Origin of the sequence: Pseudomonas cichorii, from assembly GCF_018343775.1 — a bacterium.
Taxonomy (GTDB): domain Bacteria; phylum Pseudomonadota; class Gammaproteobacteria; order Pseudomonadales; family Pseudomonadaceae; genus Aquipseudomonas; species Aquipseudomonas cichorii.
This window is the reverse complement of record NZ_CP074349.1, coordinates 3,150,441-3,166,135: the sequence shown is the minus strand read 5'-3', so window position 1 is coordinate 3,166,135 and position 15,695 is coordinate 3,150,441. Positions and strand designations below refer to the sequence as shown.

The 15,695-nt window shown below is 61.1% G+C and carries 4 protein-coding genes; 1 reads left to right on the top strand and 3 read right to left on the bottom strand.

Translation table 11 applies throughout. From position 1 onward, the window contains the following. Positions 1 to 9: 9 nt before the first annotated feature. Positions 10 to 225 carry a hypothetical protein gene (locus KGD89_RS13180; protein ID WP_074569138.1) on the bottom strand — a complete coding sequence of 72 codons (216 nt, stop codon included), beginning with the start codon at positions 223 to 225 and terminating at the stop codon, positions 10 to 12. A 344-nt stretch (positions 226 to 569) separates the two neighbouring features. Between KGD89_RS13180 and KGD89_RS13175 the strand changes: the two genes are divergently transcribed. Then, a complete protein-coding gene (locus KGD89_RS13175; protein ID WP_025260251.1) occupies positions 570 to 1,595 on the top strand; it encodes a hypothetical protein in 1,026 nt (341 codons plus the stop codon). A 47-nt stretch (positions 1,596 to 1,642) separates the two neighbouring features. Here the strand turns inward: KGD89_RS13175 and KGD89_RS13170 are convergent, their stop codons facing one another. Beyond that, the gene (locus KGD89_RS13170) at positions 1,643 to 2,017 is read right to left on the bottom strand and encodes a cupin domain-containing protein (RefSeq protein ID WP_025260250.1); all 375 of its coding nucleotides are present in this window, start codon (positions 2,015 to 2,017) and stop codon (positions 1,643 to 1,645) included. A 73-nt stretch (positions 2,018 to 2,090) separates the two neighbouring features. Then, entirely contained in the window at positions 2,091 to 15,695 is a 13,605-nt protein-coding gene (locus tag KGD89_RS13165) for a non-ribosomal peptide synthetase (RefSeq protein WP_038399868.1), read from the bottom strand.

Below are 15,695 nucleotides of genomic sequence, written 5' to 3'. Positions count from 1 at the left end.
ACTCTGTTTTCAGCCTTCCGACTTCTTCATCTGTTCAGCACGAGATGTCTTTTCAACGCTGACAAGTGGTGAGGTTTCATTGCGGTTCTGTTCGTTGAACCGCACTTCTTGAGCAATGCGCATGTTATGAGCGGCCTGGCTTGCACGCTCACTTCCGTCTTTAGCGAAAGCAGCAGTAGTGGACAGTGCAACGGCTGCAAAAACCATCGACTTGAGCAATTTCATGATCATGACCCTCTGTATGGCTTGATGACTGATACCTGAGCAGCGTGCAATCGCTCCTGAGGACATGAGGGTGATGATACGGTGCGGATGCTAACGGGAAGGTGAGCCGATTATTACAATAGTGTTAGAAAAGGTATGATTGCGGAATACTTTAATAACGAATAAGTGCAGGGTGTAATATCAATGAACCGGCTCGCTGCGCTTATATGAAACACCTGTTGTAACGTCTTTGCTTATTTATGGATTATTCGACGGAAGTATTAAACTTCCTGGCTCGCCTTCAGGTCACTGGACTAAGCGCAGACGTCTTGCGTGTTCTGCCACTGACTTCAAGGACTACCACCATGATTCGCGATGACCGTATTACTCCGGGCGCCGACCCCGCCTATGTCCATCAGGATGCTCATACCATTGCGCCAGTGCTTAAGCGTATTTCCTGGAGTGCGATACTGGCCGGTGTCGTGCTGGCCATGGTTGTTTCATTGCTCCTGAACCTGCTGGGCACGGCTATCGGCAGTGCCAGCATCGATCCGATAGAAGAAGCCAATCCCATGTCCGGGATCGGCACCGGTGCCGGTATCTGGCTGGTCGCCAGCTCCATGATCTCCCTGTTCGTCGGCGGTTGGGCTGCAGGGCGCCTGGCTCAGCGCGAGGGCGCATTCCATGGTCTGCTGGTGTGGGCCAGCGTTTCTCTGATCACTGTCTATCTGGTTTCCAGCGCTGTCACGGGCGTGGTGCGCGGTGGGCTGAATCTGGCGGGCAGCGGCATGTCTGCACTGGGCAGCGGCATCGCTCAGGTCGCACCTGCACTGGGTGACAGGATCCAGGAGCAACTGCGTGCGCAAGGTATCGATTTCAACCTCAACGATATCCGGGGTGAAATCGAAACGGCCATGCGCCAGACCGGCAAGCCGGAACTGAACCCCGACAATGTTCGCCAGGAGGCCGAATCCGCTCAGCAGGACGCGCAGAATACTGCCCGACAAGGTGCGCAGAACCCTCAGCAGGCCGATGAGCAACTGGGCAGCCTGATGGATCGCATCAAGGAGAAGGGTGATCAGGTCTGGGATGCAGCCGACCGTCAGGCCATGGTCAATCTGATCAAGGCCCGTGGCAACAAGACCGATGAAGAGGCCAACCAGATCGTCGATCAGGCCCAGGCCAGCTATCGCGAGGCTTATGCCAAGTATGAGGAATTGAAGGCCCAGGCCGAACAGAAAGCCCGTGAGGCCGCCGAAGTGACTGCCAAGCGGGTTTCCCAGGCTGCCTGGATACTGTTGATCACGATGGTGATTTCCGGTCTGGTGGCCGCAGGTGCCGGTGTATTGGGACGTCGTACCCAGCCGCCCGTCAAGGCGGTGGTTTCCTGACCCGGAGTTTCAGGCTGAAGGCTCCCGCGCAGTGTGCGGGAGCACGCTCAGATCCAGCGATCGTTCTCGGCAGTCATGTCGCCCGTATGCTCGCCGGTATTGATGACGCCACGGGGCTCGACCAGCAGAATCCTGGCTTCCCGCGCCGCACAAGGCTTGTGCTCGACACCTTTGCCGACCACATACATTTCTCCCGCTCCCAGCGTGACCTTGCCATTGCGCAGGTGAATCTCCAGCTCGCCTTCAATGACGATAAAGACTTCATCCGTATCGGCATGGCTATGCCAGATAAACTCGCCTTCGACCTTGACCAGCTTGAACTGGTAGTCGTTCATCTGCGCGATGACCTTGGGTGTCCATTGCTCCGAAAACAGGGAAAACTTGTCGGCAAAGTTGATGGCCGTTGCAGATACTCCATTCACAGAAAACCCTCGCTTCAATCCAGAGAATGGCGGCCTGGCGTTTGTTGCGCCAGGCCGCCGGTGCTGCTGGAAGTTATAGACGCTTCAAGGCCAGAGTGATGGCCTCGCCCAGTGCACTGACGTAGGGCGCAGTTACCAGCGTGTTGTGCTCGCCGCGCAGCGGAGTGATCTGCACACGGTCGCCCTGCAGCTCGCTCCAGCCCAGTGCCGCATCGACGCGCTCCTGATCCCTGGCGGTAAACAGCGATACGTTCACCGCCGTCACCGGGCTGACATAGGCATCGACCGCCTGACGGATGGCATGGGCCACCTTAAGGTGAGTGCGCAGTGACTGAGCGTCGATGTCTTTGCCCAGCTCCTGCGGCAGCAGGTCATTGGCCAGGCACAGCACAAGCATCTGATCGATCCGGTTGGCGGCGGCATGGGCATCCAGCTCATGCCTGATGCTTGGCTCAATCCTTTCTGGCAGCCACTCCAGCAGGAACTGCGTTTCGCTGATCGGTTGCCCGGCAGGCGCCGTCTTGTGGACCGAGGTGTCGATAATCCCCAAAAACTCGACGGTTTCGCCTGCGGCAATGGCCTGATGCGCCATTTCGTGGGCGATCAGACCGCCAGCGGACCAGCCTGCAATCCGGTAAGGCCCCTTGGGCTGCACGGCGCGAATCGCTGTCAGGTAGCTGGCGGCAAGTGCCTGGATCGTGGTCGGCGTCTTTTCACCGGCTGCGAAGCCACTGGCCGCCAGCCCGTAGACCGGCATGTCGATATCCAGCTCCGGTGCCAGGTCCCGGGCGTATTGCACTTCGCCGCCCAGCGGGTGGACCAGGAACAATGGGCGCTGGCTGCCGTTGCGACGGATCGGTACCAGATTGTTCTGTGCTGCCTGACCAGCCTTCTGGTCCAGCGTCCGGGCGAAACCGGCCACGGTGGGCTCGACAAACAGATCGCGAACCGCGATGGTCTTGCCCAGCACCTTGCGCAGCCTTGAGGTCATTTGCACGGCCATCAGAGAGATGCCGCCCAGTTTGAAGAAGTCATCATGGCGACTGATCTGCTCGGTCTTGAACAGTTCCTGCCAGATGCTTGCAATGGCCAGCTCCGTATCGCCTTGGGGGGCTTCATAAGGCAAGGCTTCTGCCTCCTGTGCATCCAGTGCCAAGGCCGGCAGGTGCGGCGCGGAATCGGCACGCACCAGTGCTGGCAACTGCTCCAGCAGCTTGCCGACCGGCTGCCGCGCATCAGCGACCAGATGCTCCAGGTTCAGGGTGAACAGATCGAGAATGTTCTGCACCGTGGCGGTATCGAACAGGTCGCTGGCGTACTGCATGCTGCCGTATAGAGTGCCCTGGTCTTCGGTGAGGGACAGTGACAGGTCGAACTGGGTGGTGTGATGAGCACTTTCCAGCGACTCGATCTCAAGACCCGGCAGCGTCAGGGGGGCTGGAGGCGTGTTGTTGAGGCTGAGCATCACCTGGAACAACGGGCTATGGCTCATGCTTCGGGTTGGCTGCAACGCGCTGACCACTTGCTCGAAAGGCAGATCCTGGTGATTGAAAGCCGCCAGGGTCAGGTCCCTGATACCGACCAGCAACCGGGAAACGCTCGTCTCACGCTCGGCCTTGACCCGCAAGGCCAGGGTGTTGGCGAAGAACCCGATCAGAGGCTCCAGCTCGGTACGCTGGCGGTTGGCAACCGGTGTGCCGACCACCACGTCGTCCTGACCGCTGAGGTGAGTCATCAGGGTCGACCAGCCGGCAAGCAGGGTCATGAACAGGGTGGTGCCCTGTGCCTGGCTGAAGGCACGCAACTGTTCGCTCAGCCCGTCGGGCAAGGCGAAGTCGATGATGCCGCCGGCATAGCTCTGCACCGCCGGACGAGGCCGGTCGAGTGGCAAGTTCAGCAAGGCGGGTGCTCCATGCAGATGCTTGTGCCAGAAGTCGGTCTGGGCCTGCAGGGCTGCACCTTGCAACCACTGCCGTTGCCAGACGGCGTAATCGGCGTATTGCAGCGGCAAGGCTGGCAGCGGGTCCTTGTTGCCTTGGCTATAGGCGTTGTAGAGCACGCTTATCTCGTGGGCGAGAACGCTGTTGGACCAGCCGTCCGAGATGATGTGGTGCAAGGTGATGAACAGCACATGCTCGTTATCGCCAGCCTGTACCAGACAACCCCTGAGCAGCGGTCCGTTGCACAGGTCGAACAGAGTACTGGCATTGGTTTCGCCCAGTTGCTCGATGGCCTGTTGCCGTTCCTCGGGCAATAACTGACGCAGATCATGCCGCGTCAGCGAAAAGCCACGGTCCGCAGGTGCGATTTTCTGTTCCGGCTGGCCATCGACCAGTGCAAACGAAGTCCGCAGGTTTTCATGGCGGGCCACCAGACGGTCAAGGGCGGCCTGCAAGGCATCGGGGTTCAGTTGTCCACTCAGGCGCAGGGCCACTGGCAGGTGGTAGGCGGCACCGGCTGCCGGGTCCAGATGATCCAGGAACCACAACCGTTGTTGCGAGAACGACAGGGCGAGCTTTTCCTTGCGGTTGGCCAGCGGGATGGTCTGGCTCTGTTCGGATGATGCTGACTCCACTCGTGCTGCAAGACCGCGCACAGTCGGGGCGTCGAACAGCTCACGCAAGGTCAGCCGGGTGCCGAGCTTGCGGCGCAGCCTGGAGAGCAATTGCACTGCCAGCAAGGAGTGGCCACCCAGTTCCAGGAAGCCATCGTTACGGCCGACTCGCTCCACATGCAGCAAGTCCTGCCAGATTTTGGCAATGGCTTCTTCCACCTCGCCCTGTGGTGCCTCATAGGCACGGCTGGCCAGCGATTCCTGACCCGGAGCGGGCAGGGCGCGACGGTCGAGCTTGCCGTTGGCAGTCAGTGGCATGGATTCCAGTTGCACGAAGGCGCTGGGCACCATGTACTCCGGCAGACGCTGGAGCAGCAGGGCGCGCAACTCCTCGGCAGAAGTCGGCTCACCACAGACGTAGGCCACCAACCGGCTGCTGCTGGCTTCGCCCGGATTGTCCTCACGGGCAATTACCACCGCTTCACGCACCGCTGGAGAAGCCAGCAGCGCGCTTTCGATTTCGCCCAGTTCGATACGGAAGCCGCGAATCTTGACCTGGAAGTCGTTGCGTCCAGCGTATTCCAGGCTGCCGTCGGCTTTCCAGCGACCCAGGTCGCCGGTCTTGTACAAGCGAGCCTGCTGCTCTCTGGAGAACGGGTTGCTGAAGAAGCGTTCAGCGGTCATTTGCGGATTGTTCAGATAACCGCGTGCCACACCGGCGCCTCCGATATGCAGCTCGCCGGTCACGCCCACCGGCACTGGCTGGCCACGTTTGTCGAGCACCAGCACTTGCATGTTGGACAGCGGCTTGCCGATGCTCGGGCGCTCGCCCAGTTCGCTGATCAAGCCCAGCGAGGCGTCGACCGTACATTCGGTCGGGCCGTACATATTGTAGAAATGAATGTTCCGGCTCTGGCGCAGCTTGTCCCAGGTTGCTGCATTCAGGGCTTCGCCACCCAGCAGGACGCTGACCGGCTGGTAGCTGTGACGTTCCAGCAGGCCAGCCGCCAGCAGGGTATCCAGTTGCGAAGGCGTGGAGTCGAAAGCATGGACCTGATGCTTCTCGAGGAAATCCAGCAGTTCATGGCCATTGGCACGAATCAATGGCGGAATGATGATCAGACGGTGACCGAAGAACAGCTGGGCGATGCCCTTGATGGACATGTCGAAGTAGAACCCGGCATTGAGCGCCACATTGGCTTGTGGCGGGCAATGGGCGTGAGTGGTCCGTGCCATGACCTGGCTGAAGTTGAACACCGAACGGTGCTCGACCATCACGCCTTTGGACTGCCCGGTGGAGCCGGAGGTGTAGATCACATAAGCCAGGTTTTCGGCGGTCAGACCGAGGTCGGCAGGGTCGATGTTCCTGTCGTACTGCGGATCGTTATCGACCGATGCAAGGTCATGCTCGTCGAGCAGGATCAGCGCCGGACGGCAGGACTCGGCAGGCAGGTGAGCGACCAGAGCCTGCTGGCAGAGCAATGCCTGAGCGTTGCTGTCCTTGAGGATAAAGGCGATACGGTCGGTCGGGTGATCGGGGTCGATGGGCACATAAGCGCCGCCAGCCTTGAGCACGGCGAGCAGAGCCACGATCATCTCGATACCGCGTTCCGCGCAGATGGCGACCCGTTGTTCCGGCTGAATGCCGTGGGACAGCAGACGCTGGGCCAACTGGTTGGCCCGACGGTTGAGCTGGGCATAGGTGAGCTGTTGTTGCTCGTGAACCAGAGCGATGGCATCCGGTTGAGCCTGAACCTGCTCCTCGAACAAGGTCTGCAGAGGGCGAGGGCTGCCAAAGTCGCTGGCGGTCTGGTTGAAACCGTTCAGCACCAGTTGGCGCTCTGCCACAGGCAGGATGTCGAGGGTATCGGCCAGACGTTGCGGTGTATGTTCCAGCGCTTCCACCAGCACAGTCACCGCTTGTGCCAGATAATCGGCAATCCGTTGCGGGTCGATACCGACCACGGTCTGGGAGGTCAGCGAGATTGCACCGTTTTCAGTCGCCACGGCAATTTCGATCGGATAGTTGGTGTGGGTTTCCGAAGCCTCGAACTGGATACCGTCCCACTTGTCGAATTCAGCGATATTGCTGCCATCGGCAGTGATCATCTCGCCATGACGGCAGTTGAGGATGACGGTAAACAGCGGCATCGAGGCATCGACCGCACTGCAACGCTGGGCCAGGGCCAGTGAAGCCTGTTCGTGGGTCAGCAGCTCGCTCAATTGCTGATAGGCATCCTGGACGATGTCGTTGACGCTTCTCTGCTCCAGTCGAATGCGCATCGGCAGGGTGTTGATGAACATGCCCAGTGCCTGGTCGGCACCGCTGGCACCCTGGGAGCGGCCCGACAACACTGTGCCGAATACCGCATCGTCGCGTCCGCTGGTGGCCGCGACCACTAGCCCCCAGGCCGCATGGAACAGCACGGAATTGGGCACACCACGGATTTTGGCCACGCGGTGAACGGCTGCGCTGACCTCATCGCTCAGGTAACGGATGGCCTTGGTATTGCCGGCACCGCTGCTCTGAACATCCAGCACGCCATAGGGCGCAGTAGTTTCGTCCACGTCGCCCAGCAGTTTACGGAAATAGGCTTCGTGCTCTTCCTGGGAAACCATGGCCGCCTTGGCAATGAAGTTCCGGTAAGGATGGGACGGCGGCAGGCTGTGACCTTCGCCATGCAGGATGGCGTAGATCTCCGACATGATCAGGCGCAGGGTCACGTTATCGCTGATCAGGTGGTGATCCAGCAGCGCCAGCAGCCATTGCTCCCGTGTTCTGTCCCAGGTCATGTAGGCCGCGATCAGCGGCGCCTGTTGCAGATCCAGACTCAGGGTCTGGGTGTCGGTGTGTTCATGCAGCATCTGCAACGGATCGGCAGCCTGGCTGCTGTCGAGCACATTCACCGGCAGCGTTGCCTGGCGCTGCACGATCTGCACCGGTTTCGGCAGGCCGGACCAGCGCAGGGCCGTGCGCAGGATGTCATGGCGATCGATCACGCTTTGCAGCGCCGCCAGAAACTCGTCCAGACGCTCGCGTTGATCGAATTTCACCACGGTGCGCATCAGGTAGGCATCGCCCTGGTTCTGCAACAGGTGGTGGAAGAGAATCCCTTCCTGCAGTGACGACAGCGGGTAGATGTCTTGGACATTGCCGGCACCGCCTGGCACGTCGGCCACAATCTGCTCGATCTCCGCTTCGGTGAGCGTGACCAGTGGCAGCATGTCTGGAGTGATGTCCGTGCAGCCGTCAGGGATCAGGTTTGGCGGGATAGAAGCGCTGACAGTCCCGGTATCGGTGGACAGTACCGCCGCCATGGCTTTGAGTGTCGGTGCGGCAAAGACGCTGCGCACATCCAGCACGATTCCGCTCTGGCGCAGGCGCTCGATCAGGCTGATCACCAGGAACGAATGCCCGCCCAGCTCGAAGAAGTGGTCTTCGCGACCCACTCGTTCGATACCCAGCAGCTCCTGCCAGGCCGAGGCCAGGGCAATTTCCAGCGCGCCTTCGGGTGCTTCGTACTCGCGGGTTGCCGTTGCGGTGCGATCCGGCGCGGGCAGTGCGTTGCGATCCAGCTTGCCATTGGTGGTGAGCGGCCAGGCCGACAAGGGCATGAAAGCGCTCGGGATCATATGCTCGGCCAGGGTACTGGCCAGTTGCGAACGCAGGGCCGACGACTCCAGCGTCGCCTGTTCATGGGCGATCAGGTAAGCCACCAGACGTTTATCACCGGGCGCATCTTCACGCACGATCACCACGGCTTCACGCACGCCGTCGCAGGCTTGCAGACGGGATTCGATTTCGCCCAGCTCGATACGGAAACCACGAATCTTGATCTGTGAATCGTTGCGGCCTACGTAAACGACCTGGCCATCGGCCCGGTAACGCGCCACGTCACCGGTACGGTAGAGGCGTGCCTGGGGGCTGGCGGAAAACGGATCGGCGATGAAACGCTCGGCATTCAGCTCGGGACGATTCAGGTAATGGCGAGCGACACCTGCGCCGCCAATGTAGATCTCACCTTCGACCCCGACGGGCACCGGCTGCCCGAAGGCATCCAGAATGCGCAGGCACAGGTCCTGCAGCGGTTCGCCGATCAGGCCGTTATCGCCTGCATCGATTTCAGCCTGGCTGACGGCATGAAAGGTGGCGTGCACAGTGATTTCGGTAATCCCGTACATATTCACCAGTCGGGTGCGGGTCAGCGGCGTGTTCTGCGTCCAGGGGCGCAGGGTACGAACGTCCAGGGCTTCGCCGCCGAAAATCACCTCCTTGAGGCTGTGTGTTTCGCCACTGCGCCCGGCGGCTTCGATGAACTGGCGGAAGGCGCTCGGCGTCTGGTTCAGCACAGTGACCTGCTCACGGCAGACCAGTGCATGGAAGTCGTCCGGCGAGCGTGCCAGTTCGGTGGGCACGATCACCAACTTGCCGCCGTAGACCAGGGCTCCCCAGATCTCCCAGACCGAGAAGTCGAAGGCGAATGAGTGGAACAGCGTCCAGACATCGTCGCTGCCGAAACTGAAACTGTTTTGCGTTGCATCGAACAGCCGAGCCACATTTCCGTGCTCCACCAGCACGCCTTTGGGCAGCCCGGTAGAGCCGGAGGTGTAAATCACGTAAGCGAGGTGCTGCGGGCCAAGGTCCGGCGTCGGGTTGCGGTCCAGGGTCGCGTCCGTTGCCGTTCCGGGACTGGTTTGCGGGTTGAGCTCGATCAGCGCAATATCGGGACGAGCGCCCAAGGCATCCAGGCTGGCGGGCTGGGCCAGCAGGGCCACTGGCTGGCTGTCTTCCAGCAGATAATTCAGGCGTGCCTGAGGGTAGGCCGGGTCCAGTGGCACATACGCCGCACCGGCTTTCAGCACACCGAGAATGGCGCACAGCATGTCCACGCCACGTTCGGCGAGAATACCGACCCGATCGTCGGGTTTGACGTTCAGCTCCAGCAATTGCCCGGCGATGCGGTTGGCCCGACGGTTGAGTTCCTGATAGCTGACCTGACGTTCGGCGAATTGCAGTGCAATGGCGTGCGGCTGTTGTTCCGCCATTTGCTCGAAGCGCTGATGAATCAGGGCAGGCGTGTTGAAGCTCGCCACAGGCGGGCGCAGTGACGGATGCGCTTCTCGCTGGGCTGGCGTCAGCAGCGGCAAGGCCATAACCGGTTGTTCGCTGTCTCTGACAAAGGCCTCCAGCAAGACCTGGAAGGATTGCGCGAAGCGCTCCACGGTTGCGCGGTCGAACAGGTCGGTGGCGTACTGAATGGCACCGCCCAGTTCCCCGGTGTTTTCCGCCAGGGACAGCATCAGGTCGAACTGCGAGGTTTCCTGAGCCTGATTCAATGCTGTAAGAGTCAGGCCTGGCAGGTTCAGCGGGCCATCGTCCGGGGTGTTGTTCAGGGACAGAGCAACCTGACACAACGGGTTATGGCTCAGGGAGCGAGGCGGTTGCAAGGCTTCGATCACATGCTCGAAAGGCACCTCCTGACGTTCATGGACCGCCAATAGCGTATCCCGGACTTGCACCAGCAGTTGCCCGACGCTCGGGCTGTCCTGCAATTGCACCCGTACCGGCAGCGTGTTAACGAAAAAGCCGATCAGGGATTCGACCTGCGCATTGCCACGGTTGGCTGTCGGCACGCCGATCACCACATCGCGCTCGTTGCCCAGCCGTGCCATCAACACCGACCAGGCGCTGAGCAGGACCATGAACAGCGTGACGTCGTGTTGCTTGCAGCAACGTTCCACCTGGGCCAGTAACTGCGGGCTCAGTGCTAGTGGCACATCGGCACCGCGATAGCTTTGCAGTGCCGGTCTTGGGCGGTCGGCAGGCAGGGTCAAGAGGGTCGGCGCGCCACTGAGGTGTTCGCGCCATTGTTCAAGCTGGCTGGTCAGTTGCGGGCCAGCCAGGGTTTTACGCTGCCAGGCGGCATAGTCGGCATACTGGATCGCCAGTGGTTCCAGCGAGGGCGTATTCCCCTGGCTGAGGTTTTCATAGAACTGTGCGAATTCCTTGACCAATACACCCACGGACCAGCCATCGGAAATGATGTGATGCTGGGTGATGTGCAAGCGGTATTCGTCATCGGCCAGGCGCACCAGGCTGCCGCGAATCAGCGGGCCTTGCTGCAGGTCGAAAGGTGCTGCCGCTTCGCGCTGGGCGATACGTGCCGCGCTGGATTGCGCTTCCTCGAAAGGCAGGGCGCGCAGGTCGTGTTCGGTCAGACTGAAACCGCTGTCGGTGGCGGCAATCACCTGAACCGGCTGTTCACCGATACGCTTGAAGGTGGTGCGCAGCCCTTCGTGACGCGCCACCAGATGATCCAGTGCCGCTTTCAAGGCCTGAGTGTTCAGGTCGCCGCGCAATTGCAGGGACGCCGGCATGTGATAAGCGATGCTGGCATTGGGGTCCAGTTGATCCAGGAACCACAGGCGCTGTTGAGAGAAGGACAGGACCAGCGGAGCTTCACGGTCGACGGGCTGAATGTCGGCAACTGTGGACGGGGCCAGTGTGCGGATGACCCTGGCCAGTTCTTCGACGGTAGGATGGCTGAACAGCTCACGCAGCATCAGTTCGCCGCCCAGCACCTGACGGACACGTGACACCAGTTGCGCGGCCAGCAACGAATGACCGCCCAGCTCGAAGAAGCCGTCGCGACGACCTATGCGCTCGACTCCCAGCAGTTCCTGATAAATCTGTGCCAGTGCCTGTTCGGTTGCGCCCTGCGGCGCTTCATAGCCGCGCTCGGACATTGAGTCCACACCCGCAGCGGGCAGGGCGTCCTGATCCAGTTTGCCGTTGGCGGTCAGTGGGTAGGCATTCAGGCTGACAAAGGCGCTGGGCACCATGTAGTCCGGCAAGGTCGCACCCAACTGCTTGCGCAGGGCCGCCACTTCAATCGCAGCGCCCGGCTCGGTAATCAGGTAGGCGATCAGGCGTTTACCCTGGCGGGCATCGTCGCGGGCCAGTACCCGCACTTCATGCACGCCGTCGCAGGCCAGCAGTTTGGCTTCGATTTCCCCCAGCTCGATGCGGAAACCACGAATCTTGACCTGCGCATCCATACGGCCCAGGTGCACGATTTCGCCATTGCTCAACAGTTTGCCCAGGTCGCCCGAGCGATACAGGCGCTCGCCAGGGCGCAGCGGGTCGTTGATAAAGCGCTCGGCAGTGAGTTCCGGGCGATTCAGATAGCCACGGCCCACACCCAGGCCGCCCACACAGATTTCCCCCGGTACGCCCACCGGCAGCAGGCGCTGTTTGCCATCCATGACGTAGGTCACAGTGGTGGGGATCGGCCGTCCCACATTGGAAATGCCGACGTTGATGTCGTCGGCCTTGATGTGCTTGAAGGTCACATGCACGCAGGTTTCGGTGATGCCGTACATATTGACCAGCGCCACCTCGGGGAAAGCGCCATGGAACGCTGCCAGACGGTTCACTTCCAGGCTTTCGCCACCGAAGATCACGTATTTCAAGGCGCGCAGAGCGGTTTCCTTGTGTCCGAGCGCCGCTTCGCTCAGTGGCAGGAAGGCCGAGGGTGTCTGGTTGAGGACCGTGACCTGCTCGCGTTCGAGGAAATCGAGGAACAGCGCCGGATCGCGGCGCTCGGGTTCCGGCACCAGCACCAGACGCCCGCCGTGCAGCAAGGCGCCGAACATTTCCCATACCGAGAAATCGAAGGCGTTGGAGTGGAACAGGGTCCAGACATCGTCGCTGCCAAAGGTGAAAGGGCTGCGGCTGTTGTGCAGCAGGCGTACCACGTTGCGGTGTTCCAGCAAGGTGCCCTTGGGCTGGCCGGTGGAGCCCGAGGTGTAGATCACGTAGCACAAGTGTTCCGGCGCCGTGAGGTTGTCCAGGTTGGCGGCGGTGCTGCGTTCTTTGTCCGACGGGGCAGGATCGAAGACTTCAAGGGCCGTGTCCGCTAATGACTTGGCGGTGTCTGCCCGGGCGATGATCTTGCGCACGCCGCTGTCTTTCAGAATGTAGGCCATGCGATCGGCAGGCGAGGCCGGGTCGATGGGCACATAGGCCGCGCCGGCCTTGAGCACGGCCAGGGTGCTGACAATCATGTCCAGCGAGCGGTCCAGTAGAATGGCGATCAACTCCTGGGTAGCGACCCCGCTGGCACGCAAGCGATGGGCCAGACGGTTGGCCCGCTCATTGAGGGCTTTATAGGTGAGCTGGCCTTCGTCGCTGTTGACCGCAATGTGCTCCGGTGTAGCGAGAACCTGCGCCTCGAACAACTGATGCAGCGTTGCATTCGCCGGGTAAGCGGCTTCGGTGTCGTTCCAGTGCAAGGCCTGGAGGAGTTTTTCCTGTTCATCCAGTAGCGGGATGTCATCCACCGCCTGTTCGGTATCGCCCGCAAAGGCGTCCAGCAGACGCACGAAATGCTGCATCAGTTGCGCGATGAAATCCTGATCGAAGAAGTCGGCGTTGTAGGTCATATGACCCTGCCACTGAGCTTCGCTGGCGACGATCAGCAGGTGCAGGTCGTTCTTGCCGTAACCCAGGCTGGTTTCCAGGGTGCGAACCCCAAGGCCCGCAACCTGTTCAGGCGTCTGGCGAGCCTGCTCGAAGTTGAACAGTACATCGAACAGCGCGGTGCGGCTCATGTCCTTGTCGGGGTTGATGGCCAGTACCAGTTGGTCAAACTGCATGTAGCGGTGCTTGTGGGCCTGGGCCAGTCTGGTCGCGGTCTGGGTCAGCAGGCCTTGCAGCGAGGTGTTTTCATCACAGGCACCGCGCAGCACCAGCAGGTTGCCGACCGGGCCGACCATGTCTTGCAAGGCCTGGTCTTCACGGCAGGCAGCGGTGGTTCCGACTACCAGTTCGTCGTGCCCGGCATAACGACGCAGCAGGGCGGTGAATGCACTCAGTGCCAGGCTCTGAGTGGAAACCCCGGCACGGCGGGCAACGGCTTCCACGGCCTTGACCTGCTTGGCCGTGAACTCGAAAGCATGAGTGGCTGGTGTGAAGACATGAACCGCTGCACGTGGCCGGTTTAGGGGCAGTTCCATGGGCTGCAGCTTGCCGCGCAATTGGTAGGCCCAGAACGAGCGCAGGGATTCACGGGTCGCGGCAGGCAACTGACGCTGCCATTGGGCGAAATCGCGATAGGTGACCGGCAGGTCTGGAAGTTGCGGCTCGCGCTCCGAGCAGGCGGCGTCATAAAGCTCCAGCACGTCGCGCTTGATGATCTGCATCGAAGCCCGGTCGGCCAGCAAGTGATGAACCGTAATGGCCAGCACCGACTTCCGGCTTCCGTCCTGTACCAGCGTCGCCCGCACCAGTCCGCCGCCGTCCATGTGCAGCGGTTGCGCTGCATCTTCCAGAGCAATGGCGGTGCATTGACCGGTTGCGGCTTGCAGGCAGTTCAGGGGCAGTGCGGCCTTCGTTTCAAAACGCTGCCAGGCTCTGGCGCCATCGCTGAGGACCCGGCAACGGAGGATTTCATGGCGGGCCATCAGGCTATTGAGGGCCGTTTGCAGGGCGCTGTTGTCGATCTCTCCGTCTAGCTCCAGCAACAGCGGAATGTTGTGGTAGATCGGGTTGGCGGCATACAGATAGCCGGTTTCAAAGGTGTCGACGAACCAGATACGTTCCTGGTGCCAGGACAGTGGTGTTTCCAGTGCATCGTGGCCGGTCGGCTGCACCTGAGGCAGATCGAGATCCGGGTCCAGATCAATTGCGCCTACTCGGGTCTGTGGCGCATCGGTGAAATAGCGCAGCACCCGCTCGAAGCGTCGGGAAAGCCGTTCGATGGTCGATGCGTCGAACAGTACCGTTGAGTAGGACAGGCTGCACACCAGTTGCTCACCGCCCTCATCGATGTGCAGGGACAGATCGTGCTGGGTGTCTTCCTGGCGCGAAGACAGGAACTCCAGAGTCAGGCCCGGCAGGCGCAGCTGTTCCGAGTCGTTGCCGGCATTGGTGTAGAGCATGGTCTGGAAGATCGGGCTGTGGCTGGCACTGCGCGGTGGCTTGAGCGCTTCCACCACCAGATCGAATGGCGTGTCCTGATAGCTCGACGATTCCAGCATCAGGTTGCGCACCTGGGCCATGACTTCATCCAGGCTCGGGTCAGCCTGCAAACGGACACGCAACGCCAGGGTATTGGCAAAGAAGCCGATCAGCCCTTGTACATCCTGGCGGTCACGATTGGCGGCAACGGTGCCGATCACCACGTCCTGCTGGCCGCTCATGCGGGTCAACAGCACGGCCCAGGCGGCCATCAGGGTCATGAATGGCGTCGCGGCGCGCAATTGGGCAAAGGCACCGATTGCGCGAGACAGCTCCTTGGGCAGAGCGAATTTCAGGGTGCTGCCTTCATGGCTTTGCACCGGCGGACGCGGCCGGTCGGTGGGCACCGTCAGCAGGGCTGGCGCGCCGCTCAAGTGATTGCGCCAGAACTCCAGATGTTGCGCTTGGAGGTCGCCATTCATGCGCTGGCGTTGCCAGGCGGCGTAGTCGGCATACTGAATCGACAAGGGCGGCAGAGGATTGGGCTGGTTGCCGACAAAGGCTTCATAAAGGGTCGAGAACTCCCGGACCAGCACTTCAATGGACCAGCCATCGGAAATGATGTGGTGCTGGGTGATCAGCAGCAGGTGTTCTTCATCGGTCACTTGCAGCAGGCGACCGCGAATCAGCGGCCCCTTGAGCAGGTCGAAAGGCTCCGCAGCCTCGGCCTCGCTGAGCCGGGTGGCACTCAGGCGTGCTTGTTCAGGGGGCTGGCCGCGCAAATCCTGCTCCACCAGCACAAAGCCGCTGTCGGCAGCAGCGATGACCTGCACCGGTTGTTCGCCTTTCTGTTCAAAGGTCGTGCGCAGGCTTTCGTGGCGCGCCACCAGATGGTCGAGTGCAGACTTGAGTGCTGCTCTGTCCAGCGTGCCGGTCAGGCGCAAGGCCGCGGGCATGTGATAGGCAACGCTGGCGGTGTGATCGAGTTGGTCGAGGAACCACAGGCGCTGCTGGGCGAACGACAGTGGCAGCGCGGCGCTGCGGTCTGCCGCTTCGATTGCATCCTGAGGCGCACGCTCTGTACGGCTGGCACCGCGTTGCTGGAGCAGGCGCAGCAGGGCAGCGCGTTTCAACAGGTCGAGACTTTCGTTACGGTCGTTCAA

Bases quoted from the DNA above. Each gene is read 5' to 3' on its own strand.
- KGD89_RS13180 (WP_074569138.1), bottom strand. From the start codon at position 225: ATGAAATTGCTCAAGTCGATGGTTTTTGCAGCCGTTGCACTGTCCACT.
- KGD89_RS13175 (WP_025260251.1), top strand. From the start codon at position 570: ATGATTCGCGATGACCGTATTACTCCGGGCGCCGACCCCGCCTATGTC.